We start from the raw sequence: 22,706 nt of genomic DNA, 5'->3' as shown, positions 1-22,706 counted from the left end.
TAGTAATGACGGTAGAGTTGATCACAAAGATCGCTTGTGAAGAAGGATTGAGATTTGCGATCCGCGAAGGTGGAAGAACCGTAGGAGCGGGAGTCGTAGATAAGATTATCGAATAAGACATCGGAAGATGTGGAAGAAGACAGGGCAGAGATGCTCTGTCTTTTTTGTGCAAAAAATTTTCGAAAAATAATTGCGACACTTTTCACTCTGTAGAAGATAATACGATTATTCCTTTAAATGGTGGATATCAACGATTTGCACTCCGTAGAAGAGAAAACGAATTTTCGTGCTTGCAAAACAGATATAACCATACTTCTATCGAAGAATAGTATAAGTCCTTGAGGAAAGTGTATTGATATCCTCGGGTACAAAATATGCTGTTCTCCTCTTAAAACGACAAGTGTAAGGAAATATTATTACCGAAAATAAAGGGTGAAAGTTCAAAGTATTCAACCTGTAGATTTTATACTATTCTTCCTTTGAATTATAGATATAAACAATTTGTGACCCATAGAAGATAAACTGATTTTTCGTGGGTTGAAAAACAGATATATCCATACTTCTATTGGAGAATAGTATTAATAGATAATGTGATCCGTAGAATAAAGGGCCTTGATACCAATGCTTCGGACAGGTAATGATAACAAACAGAGGAAGGCGGATATATCCGCCCTCCTCTGTTTGATGTATATCTGTATTTACACCATTATCCGGTACAATGTTGTTATATCGTTTTTGTCACTACGGAAAGTTCTTCTATCCCGTGGAGCACAAGTCGTTGTCATCAATGATTCAAATGGATAATAGTCTTAGAGTTCTATTAATTTGTAAAGATTTGTACATAGTACATTCCGTTATATTTGTTGTCTTTCTTGGTGGAACGGAAGAGTTTGACGGAAACATGCTTAAACGATTCGTTAAGGATGATGCTCTTATGGGAAGGAGAGTTTGCCCATTGATTGAATGCAGCCTTTGAATCCGCTGAGCCTGCCGCAATGTTCTCTTCAAATGCAAAATAGCTGTCGAAGACGGAATCGGAAAGTGCGTTTTGTCCATTGGGACGAACTCTTGAGAAGCTGAAAGAAAGCTCTGCCGCTCTCAGTTTTGCATAACGGGAGATATCGTCGTTTGCTTTTTCGAGGGGAGCAAGTCCGTTTTGTTCTCTCAAGTTGTTAATAAGAGGCAGCATTTGTTCCTCGAGATCGATCACCTGACCTTCAACGGTGACGACAGAACCGTTTTCGCCGAGGAAGGTATAGGTAGAAACTTTATTCTCCTGTCCATCGAACACATGGGACTTGATCCTGTTTGAACCCGAGGAGAGAACGGTCGAGAGATTGTAGATCATCTCAAAAACAGCTCCGCGTTTTGCACTTTCGTCGTAGTTATAACGGGTTAAGCTGACACCGTCGAGGATGTTTTTACTTCTTGCAAAACTGATGGCAGATTCCGCCCAGTGTCCGCTTGCTTTGACCTTGTTTTCTTCGGGATGCAAAGCGGCGAGAACAGAGATGATCTCGGCATAGGTGATCTTTCCTTCGGGACGGAAGGTTCCGTTGTCGTAGCCGGAGATGATACCTCTTCTTACGGCTTCAACAATATAACCGTTGGCCCAATGTTTCACGGGAACATCCGAAAAACTCGATTTTTTCAGGTTGTTTTTTCCGGCATCCTTATCGAGACCGAGCATCGACATAATAACCTTGACGGCCTCCGCTCTGGTGATAGAGGAGTTTAATGACAGGTCTCCGTCAGACCTTCCTGAGATCCATCCCTGAGACAACAGGTATTGAACCTTCTGTGTTCTGGACAAACCTGTGGCCCATGCAGTTTGGAGAGATGTCATCATCATCAAAACTGCCAAAAAAACTGTTAACTTTTTCTTCATAAACAAGACTCCTTTCTGGATTTGAAAAATGGTTACAAAGGGCAAAACAACTCCTGTAAGAATAGTCGTAACCAGAGATTCAAGAAGGATAGAACATTTGTTATAAGTTCCTTTTTGAAAACGGATATAGAAATGCTACGAACGCTCTCTAGATTCTCTGTACAACAACTCGACTAAAGATTATTTTACCACAAAAAATACACAAAAAACACATAAATTGAACTTAAATAAAAAAGGATAGAGCCCGCCGTTTGCTTTGAGCTCCAGGCCGGTGCTGTTATCCGGTCAAAACCTTGCTCTCAGAAACGATGAGGATGTCTGAAATACCGGATCGATTGTATACTCTGCAAAGAGTGTTGTCATACTCTTTGTCGGCAAGCTTCTTAAAGGATATAAGACCTCTATCGGGTACAAGTTTTTTGATGATCTTCGACCAAGATGGAGATGACCTCGATAAACAAGTTTAATCCCAGCGGGAGAACGTTTTCGTCAAAGTCAAAACCCTCGTTGTGATGAGGGGCTTTCAACTTCGTACCGAGAAGAAAGTGGATGCTCTTTCCGCCCTGTTCTTCCACACGACGCAGCATGTAGGTCACATCCTCCGAGCCGGTCAGTCTGGGACGGAGGTTGGTTTGAAATCCTCTGTCCTTGAGTTTTTTGTTCATAAGATCGACAAAGTCGGGATGTTCGGTTTTGAAGTCGATCGCTTCGCCCACTTCATCGATACGGTATTGGAGACCGTAGGTCAAGGCGCTTCCCTGTACGGCATGAACGACCTTGTACCAGAGATCTTTCAAGGTGGTGTAGTGGTCCGCACGGATCTCGCCTTGAAGGAAGCTGTCTTGAGCTATGATGTTTCTTGTGTTTCCCGCATTCAAGTAGCCAATGTTGAGTTTGGTATTTGAACTGCTGTATTGGATCAGGCCGTTCAGATTCAGACAGAGACTTGCGGCACCCAAGAGAGCGTTTCTTCCGTATTCGGGATTGTTGGCGGAGTGTGCGGAACGTCCCCAGTAGGTGACATCAAATTTTTTGCTCGACAAAAACCCTTCGGTCCCTACGCCGACCGTATTGCTTTTTTCGTTGAGACCGATATGAGAGCCTACCATATAGGTTACTTCATCGACACAGCCTTTTTCCGTCATAGATTTTCCGCCGTGGACTCCTTCCTCCGCAGGTTGGAAAATAATACGATAGCTCCCGACCAGACTTTCTCTATGGTCACAGAGATATTGAGCAAGCACCAAACCCAGAGAAATATGCCCGTCATGGGCACAGGCATGGCAGTTTCCTTCGTTTTGAGAACGGAACTCCAATTGGTTGGGAAGGTGGGAAGGATCACTGGTTTCTCGGATGGGTAGGGCATCGATGTCAAAGCGAAAGCAGATCTTGGGTCCCTCCCTTCCGGTGTCAATGTCCAGGATAAGGCCGGTGTATCCTTTTTTGATATCCTCGATATCAAAGTCAACGCCTTCCAAGTCGAGGGTCTTAGCGTGGGCCTGCATCACGGTTGCGGGAGGAAGACCGTCTCGATGTCCGTGGATGCTTCGGCCATAACGGATCTCTACATGGAGCTTGCGCACAATCTTAAGTAGCTCGATAGTGGTTTGCATTTCCAAAAAACCAAGCTCGGCGATTTGATGAAACTTTCGTCTATAAGCAATCAGCTGTTTGTAATACTCGTTCATATAACCTCACAATCATTTTAGGATAGGGGTGTGGATTTTTTTGTTTGAATTTTTTCGATGAAACAAAAACCCTCGGTAGCGTCTTCGTAGGAATCGAATGCATCACTTGGGAATTTTTTCGATACGGAACCGCACCTCTTCCGTTTAGTTCGGGAAACAATATTAAAGAAGGCAAGAGACCGTCAGATTGTGAATGGTCTTTCGTATTCTGCGAATTTGTTGAGCACAAGGCATTATTTTTACATACGAGAAGAGCAGAACACGCCTCTTCGTCCTCCGACAGTTCCTTTGTCTAAATTAGAGTATATCACATTTTAACATGAAATACTTCATCGCCTTGAATTTGTAACAAAAGGAAATGATAACCAGCCTAAAATCCAAAATCATCAGGATTGTCGGATTCTTCTTTCCGGCATGGAAGATAAGAATAAAAAAAACTGCAACATCGTACTCTTTGTGCATTTTGTGCTATAATTAAGAAGAAAGGCAAAGATTTTGATAATGATCCGGTGCATAGGCATATTGATGGTTACCCTTATTTGATATCCCCGTTATCGTGCAGAAGGGTTCCCGGTACAGTTGAATCAGTACGAATATCAACATGTCGGAATACCGGGAGATATTTGAGAGAACAGGAGAGATACCATGAGCAAGTTTATTGCAGATCCAAGTTTTTGGCAGTTGTTTCCCGAGGCGAAGTTGGGTGTGGTACTGGTGAAGGGAATGAACAATGATGAGGAGGTACCCCGAGAGATCAAAAGTCTGCTTTCCAAGAGTAACCGGGAAGCTGAGAAGTTTCTTGTGAAAGGAAAGTTTAATGAAAATCCGGCAGTTGCGGTTTGGAGAGAAGCGTATCAGAAGTTCAAGACGAAAAAAGGGGCGAGATGTAGTATAGAAGCCCTGCTTAAGCGGGTGGAGAAAGAGAACCCCGTTAACAGTATCAATCCTTTGGTCGACATCTATAATTCGGCTTCCCTGCAGTTCGGTCTGCCTTGTGGTGCGGAAGATTCCGATTCTTTTGAAGGAGATCTGGTATTGGGCATTACCGACGGTGGAGATGAGTTCTATCTGATCGGGGAAACGGAGTCTTCTCCGACCTTGGAGGGAGAACTTTGCTATCGTGACGATAAGGGAGCGGTATGCAGATGTTTCAACTGGAGGGACGGAGAAAGGACGATGATTAAAGGCAGTACAAAAAACGCCTTTGTCATTATGGAGTCTGTAGATCCTTCGAGGGAAGAGGACCTGAAGGCTGCACTTTCTTTTCTTGCAGAACATATAGAAAAATATCTGGGAGCGGCAGTAAGTCAACATCTGTTGACCAAGGACGAGCCGAGCGTGGAGTTATAGTAATGGATGAAGAGACAATGGCTTTATGGACGACCGTGAAGCTGTTGTCTCTTTAGATAATGAAAGGATAATGAAAGCTGAAATCAGTTGATAGATTCAGTCGAAAGAAAATGAATGAATTTTCTTCTACATAAGTATCAGAAATATTTTACTATTCTGCTATTTAAGTTTTAAGTTGTTTTTGATTTTAAATAATGCTAACATAAAAGAAACGGAAAGTCTATTTGTTGAGGGCTTTTGCTTTTCGAATCAAGGAAGAATTTTTTATGGTTTGGTCGAACAGGATCCTTCGCTACCGAATCGGGTTTTCGTTTTGGGCCTTGAACAAGGTATGGTATAGATGGTTACATAGGTTAGGTATGGTGTGAAAGATGAGTAAGAGGATTCGTATTGTTACAGGGCATTACGGGAGTGGGAAAACGGAGTTTTCTCTAAATTTGGCAAAGAAGTTGAAACAGACTCACGAAAAGGTATCCATTGTCGATTTGGATGTGATTAACCTTTATTTTAGAAGCAGGGAAAAGGAAGAAGAACTCAACCGTATGGGGATCAAACTCTATGCCAGTTCAATTCGTGCAAATGCGGTCGATATACCGGCGGTCGCGGCGGATGTAGTCGCACCGATCCAGGATGACGAGTGTCAGCTCATTATGGATATTGGAGGCAATGCCGCAGGAGCAAGGACGATCGGGCGGTATAGGGAGATGTTGTTGGAGAAGGGGTGTGAGCACTATTTCGTACTCAACTGCAACCGTCCCGAAACCGATACGCTGGAGAAGGCTGTGATATTTATGGAAGAGATTGCTTTCAAATCCGGTATAGCAATCACGGGTCTTGTTAACACCTCCCATATGCTTAAAGCAACGCGTGTGGAAGATGTGCTGAGGGGGGATGTGTTATGCCGGCAGGTTTATGAAAAAACGGGGGTGCCGGTCATCTACACAGTTGCATTGGAAAAGATTGCAGCGGAATTGGAAGGAAGGGTTCAGGGGACAATTCTTCCCATTTCTCTCTTTATGAGAGAAGAATGGATGTTATAGATCAAGGGATATCCTGCACAATTCAAATAAGCAAGAATCCTATGTTGTAAGGGTATGGTCGCTAAAAGCATTCATTTCACAATTTTTTATGTTGAGATGTGCCGGAGGAAAGAATTTGTGTCGTTGTATGGTATCTTCTTGGTGTTTGACCTTGGAGTTCAATGCTTTAATATTGAAGATGGCTCTTTTCGCAAGGTTCGAAAGAAGGTTTCGAGCCGAAAGAAAGGCGGGGTCGGAGGCGTTTCAGTCAAACGTTCGAAAGGGATTGTATTTATTTAAGGGGGGTTCATTACCATGGCAAGAAAGGGAAAGGTAATATTTAACGAAGAGCGCTGTAAGGGCTGCGGTTTATGTGTATCGGTCTGTCCGAAAAACATCATTTCTTTGAGTAGGACAAAGATCAACCATAAGGGCTATCGTCCGGCAGGGGTGGAAGAGATGGACAAGTGTATTGCCTGTGCAAACTGTGCAACCATGTGTCCTGATTCCGTTATTACGGTGGAGACAGTAGAATAAGGGGGAGAAAATCATGGCAAAAGTTCTTATGAAGGGAAACGAGGCGATCGGGGCCGCTGCGATCAAAGCGGGCTGTAAGTATTTCTTCGGATATCCGATCACACCTCAAAGTGAGTTGCCGGAATACATGTCCAGAGAACTTCCGAAAGTAGGCGGAGTGTTTTTGCAAGCGGAGTCGGAGGTTGCTGCAATCAATATGGTGTACGGAGCCGCCGGAACCGGAGTTCGTGTTATGACGAGTTCATCGAGTCCCGGGATCTCCTTGAAACAAGAAGGAATTACTTATATAGCAGGTGCGGAATTGCCCTGTCTGATCGTCAACATCATGCGTGGCGGTCCGGGACTTGGAAGTATCCAGCCCTCACAGACCGATTACTATCAGGCGACGAGAGGCGGAGGAAACGGCGATTATCGCGTGATTGCTTTTGCGCCGGCAAACGTGCAGGAAATGGTAGACTTGATTATAGAAGGGTTTGATTTGGCGGACCTCTATCGCAATCCCGTCATGATCTGCGGAGACGGTATGATGGGTCAGATGATGGAACCTGTAGAGTTCAAAGAGCATGCGAAACGTGAACTGCCTGTAAAGGACTGGGCGACGACAGGTACAGAAGGAAAGAGAAAGCCCAATATCATCAACTCCCTCTACTTGGAGGCATCCGAGTTGGAAGAACATAATAAGCATCTTATCGAGAAGTACAGGACCATAGAAGAAAACGAAGTGCGTTACGAAACGGTCGATGTGGAGGATGCAGACTTTGTATTTAGTGCCTATGGAACAACATCCAGGATTGTTAAAAGTGCGATGAAGATCCTTAGGGAAGAAGGTTACAAAGTAGGTCTGATTCGTCCGATTACCATTTGGCCCTATCCTTTTGAGGCGTTCAAGCAGATCAAACCCGACTGCAAGGGGGTTATGGTCGTAGAGATGAATACCGGACAGATGGTCGACGATGTGAAGATCGCGGTAGAAGGCAAGTATCCCGTACATTTCTATGGACGTCAGGGAGGTATGGTACCTTCTCCCGAAGAAGTTGCGGATGCGGCAAGAAAAGTGTTAGGAGGGAAGTAAAGATGGCTGTTATTTACAAAAGAACCGAAGCGTTGGTAGATGTACCTACCCACTACTGTCCCGGATGTACACACGGGATCATTCACAAGATCGTGGCGGAAGTGATCGAAGAGATGGGATTGACAGGCAAGGCGATCGGAGTCGCACCCGTAGGCTGTTCCGTATTGGCTTACAAGTACTTTAACTGTGATATGCATGAGGCGGCTCACGGAAGAGCGCCGGCGGTCGCAACGGGAATCAAGCGTACACAACCGGACACCTTTGTGTTCACCTACCAAGGAGACGGAGACCTTGCGTCGATAGGAACGGCGGAGATCGTTCATGCCGCGCACAGAGGAGAGAGGATCTCTACCATTTTTGTCAATAATGCCATCTATGGAATGACCGGAGGACAGATGGCTCCCACGACTCTGATCGGACAAAAAACAACGACATCTCCCGCCGGAAGGACTATAGAGCATAGCGGTCGTCCTTTGAGGGTGAGCGAAATGCTTGCGACCATAGACGGAGCAAAGTTTGTGGAGCGTGTATCGGTGGATACTCCTGCCAACATTCGTAAGGCAAAGAAAGCAATCAAGGAGTGTTTTGAAGTTCAAGTAAAAGGAGAGGGTTTCGGTATTGTAGAAGTGCTGTCCACCTGTCCGACGAACTGGGGGTTGCCGCCCGTGGATGCACTTCAATGGCTCAGGGACAATATGATGCCTTATTATCCGCTCGGTAACTATAGAAATACAAGGGAGGCGAAATAATGGAACATAAAATCATTATGGCAGGATTCGGAGGTCAGGGCGTTATGGCGATCGGCCAGCTGACGACCTATGCGGGAATGGTGGAAGATAAGTTTGTCTCCTGGTTGCCGTCCTACGGACCTGAGATGCGAGGAGGAACGGCAAACTGTGCGGTTATCATCTCGGATGAGCCTGTAAGTGCTCCTACGGTAACGCAGTCTACCTCCGCAATTATTATGAACGAGCCTTCCTTGGAAAAATTTGAACCTGAAGCGAAGCCGGGAGCCAAGTTCATCATCAATTCGTCGTTGGTGTTTAAGAAAATCGAAAGAGAAGACATCGAAGGCTTCTATATTCCTGCAAATGAGATTGCCGCTCAGATCGGAAATCCGAAGGTAGCAAATATGGTCATGCTTGGTGCCTTTTTGGAAGCAACTCACGTCGTTTCTGAAGAAACGGTATTGAAGGTCTTTACCAAGGTCTTCGGTGCAAATAAGGAAAAATTCATTCCCATGAATAAGGAAGCGATGGAAGCGGGAGCAAACTACGTAAAAAACCAAAAATAAAACCTCGAAAAATCGGTATGAGTCTTCATATCGATTTTTCGTAAAACAAAGATTTTTTTGAATAGAAAATCGTTTTCAAGGGTATGAAATAGCTTGTAGGCAAAAGAGAATTTGTATCAATAAAAAATAAATTTGGAGGTATGTGGATATGGATTGGAAAAAGATTTATCAGGATAGGTTGGTAACGGCTGAGGAAGCTCTTAAGCACATCAAAAGCGGAGATCGTGTAGGTGTGGGGCACGCTATGGCGGAGCCTACCTATCTTCTGGAAGAAATGGTTCGCATGAAGGAGCTCTACAAAAATGTTGAGATCACAGGACTTGTTCCCGGAAAGGCTCCCTATGCGGCAGAAGGTTTGTACGAGCACTTCAAGCCGAAAATGATGTTTTTGGGAACGGCTACCCGAAAAGCGGTAGAACGGCAGGAGGCGGAATTCATCCCTTGTTTCTTCAATGATGTACCTCGTACTTACCGTGATGTATTGCCTGTTGACGTGGCATTGGTTACCTTGACACCTCCCGACAAACACGGATATTGCAGTGTAGGGATCTCCTGCGATTTTACCAAGACCTTTGCAGACACGGGCAAGATCGTGATTGCTCAGATCAACAAACATATGCCCAGAACACTTGGAGACACGTTTGTTCATGTTTCGGATGTCGATTTCTTCGTTGAGTATGACCAGCCTTTGACTGAACTGGGTGCTCCGGTCATTGGAGAAGTGGAGAGCGAGATCGGAAGATACATCGCATCCATGGTTAAGGATGGAGACTGTCTGCAACTTGGAATCGGAGCAATTCCGGATGCCGCTCTTCAATTTATGACCGACAAAAAAGACCTCGGTATCCACTCCGAGATGATTTCCGATGGGGTTATGAATTTGATGGAAGCGGGAAATATTACCAACAAGAGAAAGACTCTGCATAAGAACAAGACGGTTGTGACCTTCCTGATGGGAAGCCAAAAAATGTACGACTATGTCGACGACAACCCGTCCTTCCTCTTCTATCCTGTCGACTATGTCAACGATCCGCGTGTCATTATGCAAAACGACAATATGGTATGTATCAACTCCTGTATCCAAGTGGACCTTCAAGGTCAAGTCGTCTCCGGTTCCATAGGATTGAGACAGTTCAGCGGAGTAGGCGGTCAGGTGGACTTTGTAAGGGGAGCTCTGTGGAGCAAAGGAGGAAGAAACATCATTGCCATGCCGTCTACAGTAAAAGGAAAGGTATCCAAAATCTCTCCGTTTATCACGGAAGGATCTTCGGTAACGACCTCCATCAACGATGTTGACTATATCGTCACAGAGTACGGAATTGCAAAATTGGGCAGCAAGTCTCTTCAAGAAAGAGCAAGAGAGCTGATCAATATTGCACATCCGGATTTCAGAGCGGAACTTGCAGAAGAATATGAAAGAAGATTCGGACACAAATTCGACTATAATAAACAATAAGAGCGGGCTTTAAAACACCGTCAATAGAAACAATGTAAAATTGAAAATATTGAATCATTTGTAAAATAAGAGCAAAGAGCGTGTGGAAGAACTTCCTCATGCTTTTTTGTTGTGAAGGATATGCCGGATGATTTATAATGGTAGGGGAATAATGAAAATATGCTTATTACTAGGGTGGTTATCATGGAGAAGATCATTGAACTCAAGGGTGTAAACTATTTCTATAAGACATTTAAGAAACAGCAGGGTTTTGTCGGCTCGATCAAGGATTTCTGGAAAAGAGAAGAGGAGAGGGTTCATTCTCTGAGGAACTTTGAATTGGAGATAGACAAGGGAGAGATCCTCGGCCTCCTCGGGCCCAACGGGGCGGGCAAGACCACCTTGATCAAGCTCCTGTCGGGAATATTGGAGCCTGACAGCGGGGAGGTTTCCTGTATGGGGCACAGACCGTTTCGGAAGGAGAAGGCCTACCTGAAGAATATCGGTGTTGTCTTGGGTCAAAAATCTCAATTGATCTGGGATCTGCCCGCCCTTGAGACCCTCGATATGCTCAGGCTTATCTATGAGGTAGAAAAGTCCGAGTACGAGCAGAGGCTGGAGTTGCTGTTGGACCTTTTGGAACTGAAAGACAAACTCCACATTCCAGTAAGGAAGCTTTCTCTAGGGGAAAGGGTAAAGTTTGAGTTGATCTGTGCTTTGATCCATAGGCCGGAGGTCCTTTTTTTGGACGAACCGACCATAGGCTTGGATTTGACGAGCCAGAGAAACATCCATCGATTTTTGAAGGAGATTAACCGGAAGGAGAGGATCACGGTTCTTTTGACTTCACACTATCTCAAGGACATCGAAGCCCTCTGCGAGCGTATCGTCATCGTGATGAAGGGGCAGAAGAAGGAGGACACATCGATACGTGCCTTGGTGGAGAAGTTTTCCGGTAAGGGCTCCGAATTTGTGATCGAATTTACGGACTTTGTCCCGGAAGGTTTGCATATGCTGGGAGAAGTGAGAGAGAACTCCTTGGAGGTTTCGGACAAGGTACTGGAAGACTTGTTGACCTCCCTTCCCATCGACAAGGTGGAGTCTGTGAAACGTAAAAGAAAAAGTTTTGACGAAGTGATTTATCAAATTTACAGTGGTGATTAGAATGAAGTATATAGCTATCGTATTGAATAATTTTTATAGTGAGCTCTCCTTCAAGTTCAATCTGATCGCGGGGATATTGACCGAGATCAGCAGTTTGGTTTTGGGGATCTTTGCGTGGTTGGCAGTGTATCGAAGTACGGGAGGAGGCGAGATCGGCGGATTCGATCAAGGGGATATGCTGGTCTACCTCAGTGTTTCTCATATGTCCGCCATCCTGTTCTCTACAGGGATCGTTGTACAGACAGCAGGGTATATCAAAAGGGGAAGGCTCACGACCTTCCTGCTCAGACCCTATTCGTTTCTCGGAGAAAACCTCAGCGCCTATCTTGGAAGGAGGTCGATCTATCTGATCGCCTACACCCTGATACTGTTTGCATTTTCTTTGAAAAAATCTTCGGGAGGTTATTATCTTCTGGTCTTTGTCGCCCTGCTGATCAATTTTCTGATGTTTTTCACACTGATGCAAGGGATAGGCAATCTGGCATTTTTTATTACGGAGATGTGGCCGATCAGACCTTTGGTCAACGCCCTCTACTTTCTTTTGGGCGGGATCTATTTTCCGTTGAATTTTCTTCCGTACAACATCTATCGGTTTTTGAGGTACAATCCCTTTGCCATGGTGACCTATCAGCTTACCTTGGCGGTGGAAAAGAAGTTGGAGATCTCCGAACTTGTTCGAAACATTTCGATCTCATTTTGGTGGCTCGTCTTCTTTTATTTGATCTACAAACTGAGTTTCAGAGCGGGTTTAAAAAGGTATGAAGGGATGGGAGCTTAGGAAGATGAAGAAGTATATTAAATTGTATATCAAGTTTCTGTCCCAGAGTGTTCAGGAACTCCTCAGTTACAGGATGACGGCAGTTCTGGTTTCGGTTTTCGGACTTATGTTCTTTGCTACGGAGCTTGTTTTGGGGGCGGTCTATTTTTCTTATACCGATACCCTCCTGTCATGGACGAGAAAGGAGTATCTACTGCTGGTCTCCTCGGCGACAACGATGAACTATCTGTATCAATTTCTGTTTATCTCTTCTCATGAGAATTTGTCGAGCGTGATTGTGGAAGGGGAACTGGACTACACCTTACTTCGGCCCGTCAACTCCTTCCTCTTCTACAACTTCTACCGCTTTGACTTTCCGAGTATGCTCAATGCGGTCTTATCGGTAGGGTTTCAGTTCTATCTGTTGAGGGATATCCGAACGGGGATGGGAACGATCCTCCTCTATATCGGTCTGCTCCTACTCGGGACATGGTTTCTCTTTCTTATGAATTTCATCGTGATCAGCCTGTCTTTTTGGAGCGAGAAGTCGGACAAGCTCTTGAGTGTGCCGGAGTATCTGATGGATTTTTCCGCCAGACCGAGGGACATCTACCCCGGGGCTGTAAGGTTCGTACTGTCTTTTGTAGTGCCCATCCTTCTTTGCGTCAATGCTCCCGCCCTCCTGATCAGAGGGGAGCTTTACCACAGCTACATTCTTATACTGCTCTTCTTTAATCTGATGTTTACAGGGGTGGCCGTCTTGTTGTGGAACAAGGGGATAGAAAAGTATGTATCCTCGAATTGAGGGAGGAGGTCTGAGGAGATATCGCATAAAAGTTCATTGTGCTTTGTATGTTTTTAAAGAACACGGAACTTCTGTAGAAGGAACACTTCCGTCAACCCTGTTTTTTTATAGGGAACCGGTTTCATCCTCTCTTTTCGCATAGTGCGGGATCTCCTCGATAGATGGATAGCCGAAGGGATCTCAACGATCGGAAGGTCCTGCAGCATTATCGAGTGTGCATCTTGTCTTTGGGAGCGGCTGTGAGATCCGAATTTTTATCTTGTCAGTTCTCCTGCAAGATTTGTTTCCATCCTCAGTTTCAGTTTTTCGCCCCGATACCCCTTGCTCAGAAGATAGTAGAGTTTGGCAATGGTGGCCTCGGTCGTCATATCGAAGGCACAGATGGCATTGATGGATTTGAGCTGGGCGCTGGTCTCGTATTCTCCGAGCAGGGTACTGCCTCGAATACATTGGGTGCAGATGATGATCGGAGTTTGTGTGTCTTCCACCTTGGAGAGAAGGGTGACAAGTTCCCCGTTGAGATTGGGGATGTTTCCTGCTCCGAAACCTTCGATCACAAGGGCATCCAAACCGTTGTCGATGATGGCATTGAAGATCTCGTAGGAGATCCCGGGGATGATTTTGAGGACGGCTATTTTTTGCTCCCCGACAGGAGTGTAGATCAGCTCTCTTCCCGGAGGAGCAATGTTTTTATCGAAGTAGCGAATTTGTACCCCCGACTCGGCAAGCTCCGGATAGTTGGGCGATTCAAAGGCGCCCTTCTCATCGGAGCTCATCTTCATACTTCTGTTTCCTCGAAACAACTTGTTTCCGAAGAAGACACAGACCTCCGGCACTCGAGCTTCTCCCGCGATCATAAGGGAGGAGATGATGTTGTCTCTCGCATCCGTGCGGATGACGCCGAAGGGGATCTGTGAGCCTGTCAGCACGATGGGCTTGCAGAGGTCTCTAAGCATAAAAGAGAGGGCGGAGGCGGTATAGGCCATCGTATCCGTACCGTGGAGGATGACGAAGCCGGTATAGTCGTCATAGAGGCGGTGAACATCCTCGGCAATTCGCATCCAGTGTTCGTAGCGGATGTTGGAGGAATCCAAGAGGGGATCGTATTCGATCAGGTCGAACTTGGGGACCTCGGGATAGTTCAGCTCGGGCATCAGAGAGAGTTGTTCGGCAAGGAAGCCTTTCTTGGGCACATAGCCTTGTTCTTCCTTCTTCATCCCTATGGTCCCTCCGGTATAGATCATACATACTTTGTTCATAATATCCTCCTTAATACGATTATCGGATCAAAATATCGCTTGCGGAAATGATACGGCATCTCAAATACCCGGTCGTAGAACAGCTGTATGAGTATTTAAAACACCGACGATATAGCTTTTCCGTATTTTTAAAACAGGGGGTAAAACACCGTGTACTCCTATCTTACCATAAGAAGGAGGAGGATAAAAGTATCCGGATAAAAAGCCTTGACACATCGTTAGATCAGAGAAAACATGTGGTACGGGTCGAACATCAGCCGGGAATAAATTTAAAATTATATTTTTTAAAATAATATATAAAAAAGTAAAAAATATCTTGAAAAAATAAATATTCATGTTATCCTGAAACCATAAAAAAATAAACTTATAAAAATTTAAAATGGTATTTGGGTATATTACTTATACTATTTTTCAATAGAAGTATGGATATATCTATTTTTCGATGACGAAAAACTATGTTGTCTTCTATGGGTCACAGATTGTTTATATCCATTATTCAAAAGAATAGTAGTATTAAGTCCAAAATCAAATAAGGAGAATATAATTGTTAGTTTTTGGGAACATATACCTATATAAGTATTTGATTTGAGAGGGGCTGAAGAATATAGTTGTCTATGAAGTATTGGACAATTTATATATAAAATAAGTTAGGGGGAGAATGATTATTTGAAGAACAGCTTTATTTTAGTGGTCTTAACTATCGTCTTATTTACTACAACGTCGTGTTTTCAAAAAGAGATAGACGATAAGAATGTTTATTTGGGCTTGAAAGTCGAAATAGTATCTGTAGATAAAAACAATGAAGTATTAACCGTTGTTGGGGTTGATGACGATAAGAAATTTTTTCCCTCGGAAGTTCAAATCGATTGCTCAAATTTAGAAGATAATAGCAAAATTGTTGAGATAAAGTCAATATCCGAGATAAGATTTTTGACCTTCGAGAGTTTAAAGGTGAAGGATCTTATCAAGATAAACATAAGCGATTATGAGTTGAGGGAGATAGATGAGAAAGGCATTGGTAAAGTCAAACAGATAGAAGTCTTAAACAATAATTAAAGATTAGAGGATTACTGTATGATCAGTAATCCTCTTTTATTCGTACTTATAGAAAAACTGTACAAAGGCAAGTTTCTGATTTTCCCCTGTTTTTATAAAATACGAAGGTCTGCCATATCAACATTTTCAAAAATTTCATCCTTCGTATAAAATTGGTTTTATGCTTGTTTTTTAAATTGGACAGTGTCTTCCTTGCAATAATTTCGGTAGAGATGTGGTTATATCCACACTTACAGAAATAAATGTTTTTTGTTACCTGTGGAATAAAGGACATTGATATCAATAGTTCGAACAGATGATCATATAGGGTGTCGTGCAAACAGAGTATATCCTTAACGAAAAACGCTTGAGTGATAACAGGATTCAAATTGAATAATGGGGCACCTTGTAAGGCTGTCAGTAAGTTATAGTACATATAACAAGAGCCTGCACAAGCAGGCTCTTGGAGTTTCACTTAAATTACAGGATAACGGCTGCAATCGTTCCGAAGATCAGTAGGGGAACGTTGTAGTGTAAGAAGGTTGGCACGCAGGTATCCCAAATATGGTCATGCTGTCCGTCCGCGTTCAGTCCGGATGTAGGTCCGAGTGTGGAGTCGGATGCCGGTGAACCCGCATCTCCCAATGCTCCCGCGGTACCTACCAAAGCGATGATTGCTGCAGGAGAGAAGCCCAGCTCGACTCCCAGGGGCACGAAGATCGCCGCAACGATCGGAACCGTACTGAAGGAGCTACCGATACCCATGGTTACAAGAAGCCCGATCAACAACATAATAAAAGCGGATACTACCTTACTGCCACCCAAAACGGAAGCTGCTGAAGTAACCAAGGACTCTACCGCACCTGTTTCACGAAGAACCGCACCGTAGCCGGCAGCGACGAGCATAACAAAGGCGATGAAGCCCATGAGCTTGATCCCGCCGTTCATCATCTCATCCAACTCTTTGAAGTTGAACGAACCGAAGGCAAACATTACGATAAGAGCGATCGTGGCTCCTACGGGAAGACCTCCGCTCCAGTCTTGTTTTACAAAAATGACCTGAACACCGAAAGCCACGATGGCACCGACCAAGGCTCCCAGTTGAGCTTTGTTGAGTTTATCGTTGGTCGCATGAGCGGATTCCTCACTGATGGCAATATCCTTGTACTCTCTGTTTTTGGAATAGGATACAAAGACGGCAAGAAGCAGTCCGATGATCATTCCAAGTCCCGGAAGCATCATTGCAGGCATGACCTGATTGACGGTCACTTCCACTCCGTTGTCGACAAGAGCTCCGGATACGATACTGTGGAATATGTATCCGAATCCTACGGGAAGGAGAACATAGGGAGTCTTCAAACCGAAGGTCAAGGCACAAGCGACAGCGCGTCTGTCGATCTTCATCTTATTCATGAATCCGAGTAAGGGAGGGATCAGAATAGGAATGAAGGCGATATGAACAGGGATCAGGTTTTGAGAAAAACAAGCAATACCTGCGATAATCAGGACAAAAAGTTTCTTTTTACCCGAGAACGTCTTGCTCAAAGCACGAACGAGGAAGTCCGCGATTCCCGTATGGCTGATTGCAACGGCAAGAGCACCGAGAAGAATGTAAGACAGCGCGGTTTCCGAGTTTCCGCCCATTCCGCCGATCAACGTACTCATTGTGGTACTGATGGGCAATCCGGCAACAATTCCGGCAACGATAGCCGCAATAAAGATTGCGAGCAGGATGTTAACTTTAAGCAAAGCCAACACGGTCATCAGTAAAACTGATACTACTACTGGGTTTGTTAACATAGAAGAATCCTCCTTCAAAATATAATGATGAGAAAATTTAAAATTCTCTTTTTTAATTCTACCACAAAATACACTAAAATACCATACATCCGTTCCACAATTATGAAAACGATTTCAAATATGTAGGCAATCAGGGTTTGGATGGATTTCACTTTCATCCGGGATATGGTATAATGGGCAGGTGAGATTTGTTTGAAGAACTTTGAACTCACAAGTTTTTTGATATGGGGAGATTATCGTATAAAGGGATGTTTTCAAGACTGTTTTGCAAATCGAAAATTTTCAAGCGTTTTATACTATTTTTCAATAGAAGTATGGATATATTTATTCTGAGATCACGAAAATCCGTTTTATCTTCTATCGGTTACACAACATTTATATCCATAACCCAAACGAAGAATAGTATTACTTCTCATACAGACTGAGATTGCTCTGTTTTTTGAGAAATTATGGGGTGTTTTTATAGAGGTATGGATACAAAGAAGGAGAGGTTATGTTAAAACATATGTGGAAGAAGCAGAATTTGTTTCTTAGAATTGCAGTCGGATTTTTGGCAGGGATAGCAATGGGTTTTCTGTGTCCTGATTTCTCCAAAAAAGCGAATTTTGTAGGTACGATCTACCTGAATCTTATTCGGATGATGATCGTTCCGGTTATTTTTTTCTCGGTTTCGACAGGGATCATGAATTTGAAGGACACCAAGACTTTGAGAAGGATAGGGTTCAAGACGATCGGACTCTTTGTAGTGATGTTTCTCTTCTCGAGTGTTGTCTCTCTCCTGGTGGCTTACCTGATAAGACCGGGGAGGGGTATTGTGATGGGAGAAATGCTCGCTTATGAAGGAGAGTTGGTGTCTCCCTCCATGGCGGACTTTTTTGTCAATATCGTTCCGAGCAATATCATTGAGGCGATGGCGAAGGGAAATATTCTGTCGGTCATTCTGTTTTCGGCTCTTTTCTCGGTGGCGGTTCTGTCCATAAAGGAGAAGGGGAAGCCGGTTTTTGATTTTGTGCATTCCTGTTCCGCCGTTTTTTTTAAGATGTTGGACTTTGTGATGGAAACTTCTCCGCTCGGAGTGGCATCCTTGATGGCATTTTCGATTGCACAGTACGGGGCGGGAGTGTTTACAGCACTGGGCAAATATATCTTTACGGCATATACGGCTTCTCTTGCCGTGTTTTTTGTCGTTATGTTTATTCCCACATTGATCTACACTAAGATCCCTCCGAAACTTTTCTTGAGAGGTTTGTTTAAGATATGGATGGTTACTCTGTCGACGACGAGTTCTCAGGCGGCTTTGCCGATGTCGCTCAAGGTCAGTAGGGAGGAGTTTAAGGCGGGAGAAGAGGTTAGCAGTTTTGTTCTTCCCCTAGGCTGTACGATAAATATGTGTGGAGGTGCATGTTCTTTCTGTTGTCTTGCGGTCTTTGTATCGGATTTTTACAATGTTCCTCTGAGCTTGACTCAAATCGTATATTTGGTAATCGTTGCTACGTTGATCAATATGGGGGCTCCGGGGATACCGGGAGGAGGAATTGTCCTTGGGGCATCCTTCCTATCGATCATAGGACTTCCTATCGATTTGATGGGACCGATTGCTGCGTTTTACCGCTTGCTCGATATGGCTTTTACCAGTATGAATGTAACGGGGGATATCGCTGCAAACCTTATTATTGCAAAGACGGAAGGAAAACTTTATCCTGTTTCGTCTTGAGTTGTGAAGGGAGGAAGAGATGAAGATCATAGAGTTGACACAGGTTCAAAGAGAAGAGATCGATGAGAAGCTATACGAGTACGACAGAACTTTTATGAAGAAGGAGATGAACGGGGGAGTTCACATAGGGATCGAAGTTGACGGAAGGCTCGTTGCAGGCCTCGATGCCGTTATGACTTCCTTTAGAATCCTGTATCTTTCGACCTTGTTTGTCGATGAGGAGTATCGCGGCATGGGCTTGGGAAGGACTCCGGTCGAAGAGATGGAAAGAAGGGCCGCGGAACTTGGAGCCGATACGATCAGGCTCGATACCTTCAGTTGGCAGGGGAAGGACTTTTATTCGGCGATGGGCTATCAGATCGTCGGACATTATGAAAATCAGGAAGACGGTTATGAGGAGTATTTCTTTTTGAAACGGATAGGAAGTGAAAGATGAGCGGGTGTAGACAGAGAAACGGAAATCTCATTACCGCAGTGTTTTTGGTATTGTTTCTGTTTTCGTTTGCGGTGGTGGGGACCCTTCATTTCAAGGAGCTTTACTACCTGTTTGCAAAGAAGGTATCGCTTGCCGAGGTGACGGGGTTTTCCTATGAGTTTATCTTTCGTCAGTACGATGTTTTGATCGAGTATCAGAGTCTGTTTTATACAGGGTCTTTGGTGTTTCCCGATCTTCCCATGTCGGAGGCGGGACGGATCCACTTTGAAGAGGTCAAGGCGGTGTTTTGGGTCATCAAGGTCATCTTGATCCTTTCCTGTCTTGTCCTTCCCTATCTTTTGAGGAAGGCCCGGAAGGAGAAGGACTACGGATGCTTTTATCTTGCAGGTCTTCTCTCTTTGGCCATCCCGGTTGTTTTGGGAGGATTTATTTCTTTGAATTGGGAGACGGCCTTTCGGGTGTTTCACGAAATTGTATTTCGAAATGATCTCTGGATCTTCGATGAGAGGACCGATCCCATTATCCTTTTTCTTCCGGACAAGTTTTTTATGATGGAAGCGGTGATCATCATGGGGGTGATCGTCTTGGGTTCTGTCTTTTATTTTCTCCTGTACCGCCTTCTTTCTCGAAGGAACAGTATTGACTGTCCGGCTCGGGAAACATCTCGGGAGATGGAGGGCAGGCAGAAGGTGATGTTGTTCGGAGAACTCTACAACGTGAATCTTCTGCCCTCGTATTTTGAAGAAAAAGATGTGGAGATCATAGAAGGAGAAGTTGCTGTTCGACTGCGTCGAAGAGGAGATCGAAGAGAACTTGAGAAGAAACTCCGTGTTTGGTACCGCGGTGAGTTTGAAGGCTATTTGAGAAGGAGGATTCCCGAGTTGATTGAAGAGCTCAATTATGAGGGGATCCCTAATGTAAGATGGTCGGTGCGTTCCATGAAGGCTCGATGGGGGAGCTGTATGGTTCATGGGGATCACATCCTGTTCAATCTCTATCTCGTGAAGGCGGAGAAGTCATATATCGATTATGTGATCGTACATGAGTTGGCGCACTTCCTCTTTCCGAACCACGGCAAGGAGTTCAAGGCCTTTTTAACTGCAAAGATGCCCGATTGGAGGAAGAGACAGGAGGAGCTGAACACAGGAAGGATCCGAATGGATATTTGGCAAGGATGATAGGGAGATGCATAGTTTAAAAATGACTGCTTAAGAATATGTTCTTATGGATACACAACTTGAAAAGTATTTGTTTGTCAGAGGTTGTGTATGTTTTAAGCTAAGAAGAGAGGATAGGGAATTTTGAATCCTTTATCCGAGCCGTTTATATGAGGGAATATTGCAAAAGGGGAAACCCTTGATTTTTTAGGGGCAAAAGAACAAAACTTTGTCGCAACAATCATGTCAATAATTTTATCGTTTGTATGAAATTGATGTTCGGATGATGTTTCAAACGGTGTGGCAATGTCCTAGATATCGTGTACTTGGTAAAAAGGAAATAAACTCCGGAGTTTGTAGAACGGATATGCCCATTCTTTGATCGGCTCTTGCCATAAGAGAGAAAGGGCAGTACAAACGGCGGAGTATGGGAAAGATTTTATGTTGAAAAGGAGGGAGAGGGGATGCGTTTAGTCTGTTTGGGAGACAGCATTACCTATGGATATGGAGTTTCGAGGGATGGGAGCTGGTTTGCTCTGCTCCATAAGGCTCTCGGCTGCGAGCTGATAAATCACGGAGCAAACGGAGCGACCGTCTTCGATATGATATATTTTTTTCAGGAGGAGGTCATCTACGAGGGGGCGACAGACTTGTTGCTGATGGGAGGAATCAATGATCTTTTGATGGGAAGAACTTCAAAGACTGTTGGAGACAGGATTGAGGACATTGTCAAGCTTTGCGAGGAACATGGGATTGTGCCCAAACTGGCCACTCTGATAGAGCCGACTGAAGGGATCACGCGGGAGTGGGACTTTGAAGAGGCCAAGGTCAGGCAGTTCATTCAAAAGACGGAGGAAGTCAACGACAGGATCTTTGAACTTTGCCGAAGTTACGGTTTGGACTGCATTGATGTCGGTTCGATTTTCAGAGAGATTGAGGACAGAGACAGTCTTCTTATGGACGGTCTTCATCCCAATGAGGAAGGACACAGGAAGATGTTTGAATATATAAAGAACTTCTATGCGAAGTATTTGAGAGAAGAAGGGAAGAAGGATGAGTAGAACGACGGTTGCGATAGTGGGAGGAGGAGCATCGGGGCTGGTAGCTGCGATCTCGGCCAAGAGGATGGGAGCGAAGGTAACGATATTGGAAAGAAATCCGAGGGTCGGCAAGAAGATCCTGGCAACGGGAAACGGACGGTGCAACCTGACCAATATCAATGCGGACGTTCCCTGTTACAACGGGGAAAATCCCAAGTTTATTTACAGTGCATTTTCGCAGTTTTCGGTTGAGAGAAGTCTGGAGTTCTTTGAAGGCTTGGGCATCGAATACAAGGTGGAAGAAGAGGGAAAGGTCTATCCGATGTCCGATCAGGCCTCTTCGGTCCTCGATGTCCTTCTCTACGAGGTGCACCGCCTCAAGATAGAAGTGCTCTGTGACAGTTTTGTTCAAGCGATCAAACCGACAAAAAAAGGCTTTAGCCTGGATTTGGAAGACGGGAGAAAGTTGTCGTTTGACAAGGTGGTTCTGTGTGCGGGGGGAAGTGCCATGCCTTCAAGCGGATCCGACGGCAACGGTTTTGAGCTTGCAAAGTCCTTAGGACACAGCACGACAAAGATTTTTCCCGCCCTGGTCCAGATTATGCTCGAAGGAGATTTTTTCAAGCGAATCGACGGAGTGAAGTTTGTGGGAACGGTCGAGGTGATCGAAGGTAAGAAAGTGATCGCAAACGACAGGGGAGATGTCCTCTTTACCAACTACGGGGTATCGGGGCCGCCCATCCTTCAAGTGAGCAGGAAGGCCTCGGAGGCGAGGGAGTTCCATAAAAAAAGAGAGCTGAAGCTCGTATTGATCGATTCCTTGGACAAGGAAGATCTCAGGAAGAGACTGGATCGACGTTTTCGAACCGCACATTCAAAGACGGCGGAAGAGTCGATGATCGGTCTGATCAACAAGAGGCTTATCCCCGTGGTCTTGCAGGAGGCGGGGATAAGTGACCTGCGTAAAAAAGCCTCCGACCTGTCGGAAAAAGAGAAGAAGTCCTTGCTGGATCTTTTGACCGACTGGAGGTTCGTGATCAAGGGCACCAAGGGTTGGCAGAGTTCTCAGGTTACGGCCGGCGGAGTGCGTACGGCGGAGATCTGTGCGGATACGATGGAGTCCAAGCTCGTTGCGGGGTTGTATCTTGCAGGCGAGATCGTCGACATTGACGGACGCTGTGGAGGATACAACCTTCAATGGGCATGGTCGTCGGGATATATTGCGGGACAAAATGCGGCATACGCATAAGGAGGAC

General features: G+C 44.8%; 21 protein-coding genes. 17 read left to right on the top strand and 4 right to left on the bottom strand.

Going from position 1 to position 22,706, the window contains the following annotated elements; genetic code table 11:
- Positions 1-116: EF-Tu C-terminal domain-related protein (locus ACFO4R_RS02415; protein WP_465254255.1), on the top strand; the 116-nt coding region annotated here is incomplete at its 5' end.
- A gap of 704 nt (positions 117-820) precedes the next feature.
- Here ACFO4R_RS02415 and ACFO4R_RS02410 read toward each other — a convergent pair.
- Both ACFO4R_RS02410 and ACFO4R_RS02405 read right to left on the bottom strand, forming a co-directional pair.
- Positions 821-1,888: a CAP and S-layer homology domain-containing protein gene (locus tag ACFO4R_RS02410; protein WP_379787398.1), complete on the bottom strand. Its 1,068-nt coding sequence runs from the start codon at positions 1,886-1,888 to the stop codon at positions 821-823.
- A 401-nt stretch (positions 1,889-2,289) separates the two neighbouring features.
- A complete protein-coding gene (locus tag ACFO4R_RS02405) occupies positions 2,290-3,576 on the bottom strand; it encodes an amidohydrolase (RefSeq protein WP_379787397.1) in 1,287 nt (428 codons plus the stop codon).
- 645 nt (positions 3,577-4,221) lie between these two features.
- Here ACFO4R_RS02405 and ACFO4R_RS02400 point away from each other — a divergent pair.
- The 10 genes from ACFO4R_RS02400 (at position 4,222) to ACFO4R_RS02355 (ending at position 13,009) form a co-directional block, all read left to right on the top strand.
- Complete coding sequence (locus ACFO4R_RS02400) at positions 4,222-4,926, top strand: B3/B4 domain-containing protein (protein ID WP_379787396.1); 705 nt, start codon at positions 4,222-4,224, stop codon at positions 4,924-4,926.
- Between the two features lie 371 nt (positions 4,927-5,297).
- A complete protein-coding gene (locus ACFO4R_RS02395) occupies positions 5,298-5,966 on the top strand; it encodes an ATP-binding protein (RefSeq protein ID WP_379787395.1) in 669 nt (222 codons plus the stop codon).
- Positions 5,967-6,260: 294 nt separating this feature from the next.
- Positions 6,261-6,482 (top strand): 4Fe-4S dicluster domain-containing protein, encoded by a 222-nt coding sequence (locus tag ACFO4R_RS02390; RefSeq protein ID WP_379787394.1) that lies wholly within the window; start codon positions 6,261-6,263, stop codon positions 6,480-6,482.
- 13 nt (positions 6,483-6,495) lie between these two features.
- Positions 6,496-7,554, top strand: a complete 1,059-nt coding sequence (locus tag ACFO4R_RS02385) for a 3-methyl-2-oxobutanoate dehydrogenase subunit VorB (RefSeq protein ID WP_379787393.1) — start codon at positions 6,496-6,498, stop codon at positions 7,552-7,554.
- 2 nt (positions 7,555-7,556) lie between these two features.
- On the top strand, positions 7,557-8,303 hold the full coding sequence (locus tag ACFO4R_RS02380; protein WP_379787392.1) for a thiamine pyrophosphate-dependent enzyme: 747 nt from the start codon (positions 7,557-7,559) through the stop codon (positions 8,301-8,303).
- Positions 8,300-8,848, top strand: a complete 549-nt coding sequence (locus tag ACFO4R_RS02375) for a 2-oxoacid:acceptor oxidoreductase family protein (RefSeq protein ID WP_379787400.1) — start codon at positions 8,300-8,302, stop codon at positions 8,846-8,848. The genes ACFO4R_RS02380 and ACFO4R_RS02375 overlap by 4 nt, the downstream gene beginning before the upstream one ends.
- A gap of 148 nt (positions 8,849-8,996) precedes the next feature.
- Positions 8,997-10,304: an acetyl-CoA hydrolase/transferase family protein gene (locus tag ACFO4R_RS02370; protein ID WP_379787390.1), complete on the top strand. Its 1,308-nt coding sequence runs from the start codon at positions 8,997-8,999 to the stop codon at positions 10,302-10,304.
- A 159-nt stretch (positions 10,305-10,463) separates the two neighbouring features.
- Complete coding sequence (locus ACFO4R_RS02365) at positions 10,464-11,447, top strand: ABC transporter ATP-binding protein (RefSeq protein ID WP_379787389.1); 984 nt, start codon at positions 10,464-10,466, stop codon at positions 11,445-11,447.
- 1 nt (position 11,448) lies between these two features.
- On the top strand, positions 11,449-12,225 hold the full coding sequence (locus ACFO4R_RS02360) for a hypothetical protein (RefSeq protein ID WP_379787387.1): 777 nt from the start codon (positions 11,449-11,451) through the stop codon (positions 12,223-12,225).
- A gap of 4 nt (positions 12,226-12,229) precedes the next feature.
- Positions 12,230-13,009 (top strand): ABC transporter permease, encoded by a 780-nt coding sequence (locus ACFO4R_RS02355; protein WP_379787386.1) that lies wholly within the window; start codon positions 12,230-12,232, stop codon positions 13,007-13,009.
- A 254-nt stretch (positions 13,010-13,263) separates the two neighbouring features.
- Here the strand turns inward: ACFO4R_RS02355 and ansA are convergent, their stop codons facing one another.
- On the bottom strand, positions 13,264-14,268 hold the full coding sequence (gene ansA / locus ACFO4R_RS02350; protein ID WP_379787384.1) for an asparaginase: 1,005 nt from the start codon (positions 14,266-14,268) through the stop codon (positions 13,264-13,266).
- Positions 14,269-14,934: 666 nt separating this feature from the next.
- Here ansA and ACFO4R_RS02345 point away from each other — a divergent pair.
- Complete coding sequence (locus tag ACFO4R_RS02345) at positions 14,935-15,324, top strand: hypothetical protein (RefSeq protein WP_379787383.1); 390 nt, start codon at positions 14,935-14,937, stop codon at positions 15,322-15,324.
- Positions 15,325-15,783: 459 nt separating this feature from the next.
- Here ACFO4R_RS02345 and ACFO4R_RS02340 read toward each other — a convergent pair whose 3' ends face one another.
- A complete protein-coding gene (locus ACFO4R_RS02340) occupies positions 15,784-17,103 on the bottom strand; it encodes a Na+/H+ antiporter family protein (RefSeq protein WP_379787381.1) in 1,320 nt (439 codons plus the stop codon).
- 493 nt (positions 17,104-17,596) lie between these two features.
- On the opposite strand from ACFO4R_RS02340, the gene ACFO4R_RS02335 reads away from it, so the two are divergent.
- The 5 genes from ACFO4R_RS02335 (at position 17,597) to ACFO4R_RS02315 (ending at position 22,699) form a co-directional block, all read left to right on the top strand.
- Positions 17,597-18,817: a dicarboxylate/amino acid:cation symporter gene (locus ACFO4R_RS02335; RefSeq protein ID WP_379787380.1), complete on the top strand. Its 1,221-nt coding sequence runs from the start codon at positions 17,597-17,599 to the stop codon at positions 18,815-18,817.
- A 19-nt stretch (positions 18,818-18,836) separates the two neighbouring features.
- On the top strand, positions 18,837-19,253 hold the full coding sequence (locus ACFO4R_RS02330) for a GNAT family N-acetyltransferase (protein WP_379787379.1): 417 nt from the start codon (positions 18,837-18,839) through the stop codon (positions 19,251-19,253).
- Positions 19,250-20,431 carry a TIGR01906 family membrane protein gene (locus ACFO4R_RS02325; RefSeq protein ID WP_379787378.1) on the top strand — a complete coding sequence of 394 codons (1,182 nt, stop codon included), beginning with the start codon at positions 19,250-19,252 and terminating at the stop codon, positions 20,429-20,431. Before ACFO4R_RS02330 ends, ACFO4R_RS02325 begins: the two co-directional genes overlap by 4 nt.
- A 443-nt stretch (positions 20,432-20,874) precedes the next feature.
- A complete protein-coding gene (locus ACFO4R_RS02320) occupies positions 20,875-21,471 on the top strand; it encodes a GDSL-type esterase/lipase family protein (protein WP_379787377.1) in 597 nt (198 codons plus the stop codon).
- Positions 21,464-22,699, top strand: a complete 1,236-nt coding sequence (locus ACFO4R_RS02315; protein ID WP_379787376.1) for a BaiN/RdsA family NAD(P)/FAD-dependent oxidoreductase — start codon at positions 21,464-21,466, stop codon at positions 22,697-22,699. The genes ACFO4R_RS02320 and ACFO4R_RS02315 overlap by 8 nt, the downstream gene beginning before the upstream one ends.
- Positions 22,700-22,706: the final 7 nt, after the last annotated feature.

The organism is Filifactor villosus, assembly GCF_042652965.1.
GTDB lineage: Bacteria > Bacillota > Clostridia > Peptostreptococcales > Filifactoraceae > Filifactor > Filifactor villosus.
This window is presented reverse-complemented; position numbering and strand designations above follow the sequence as displayed.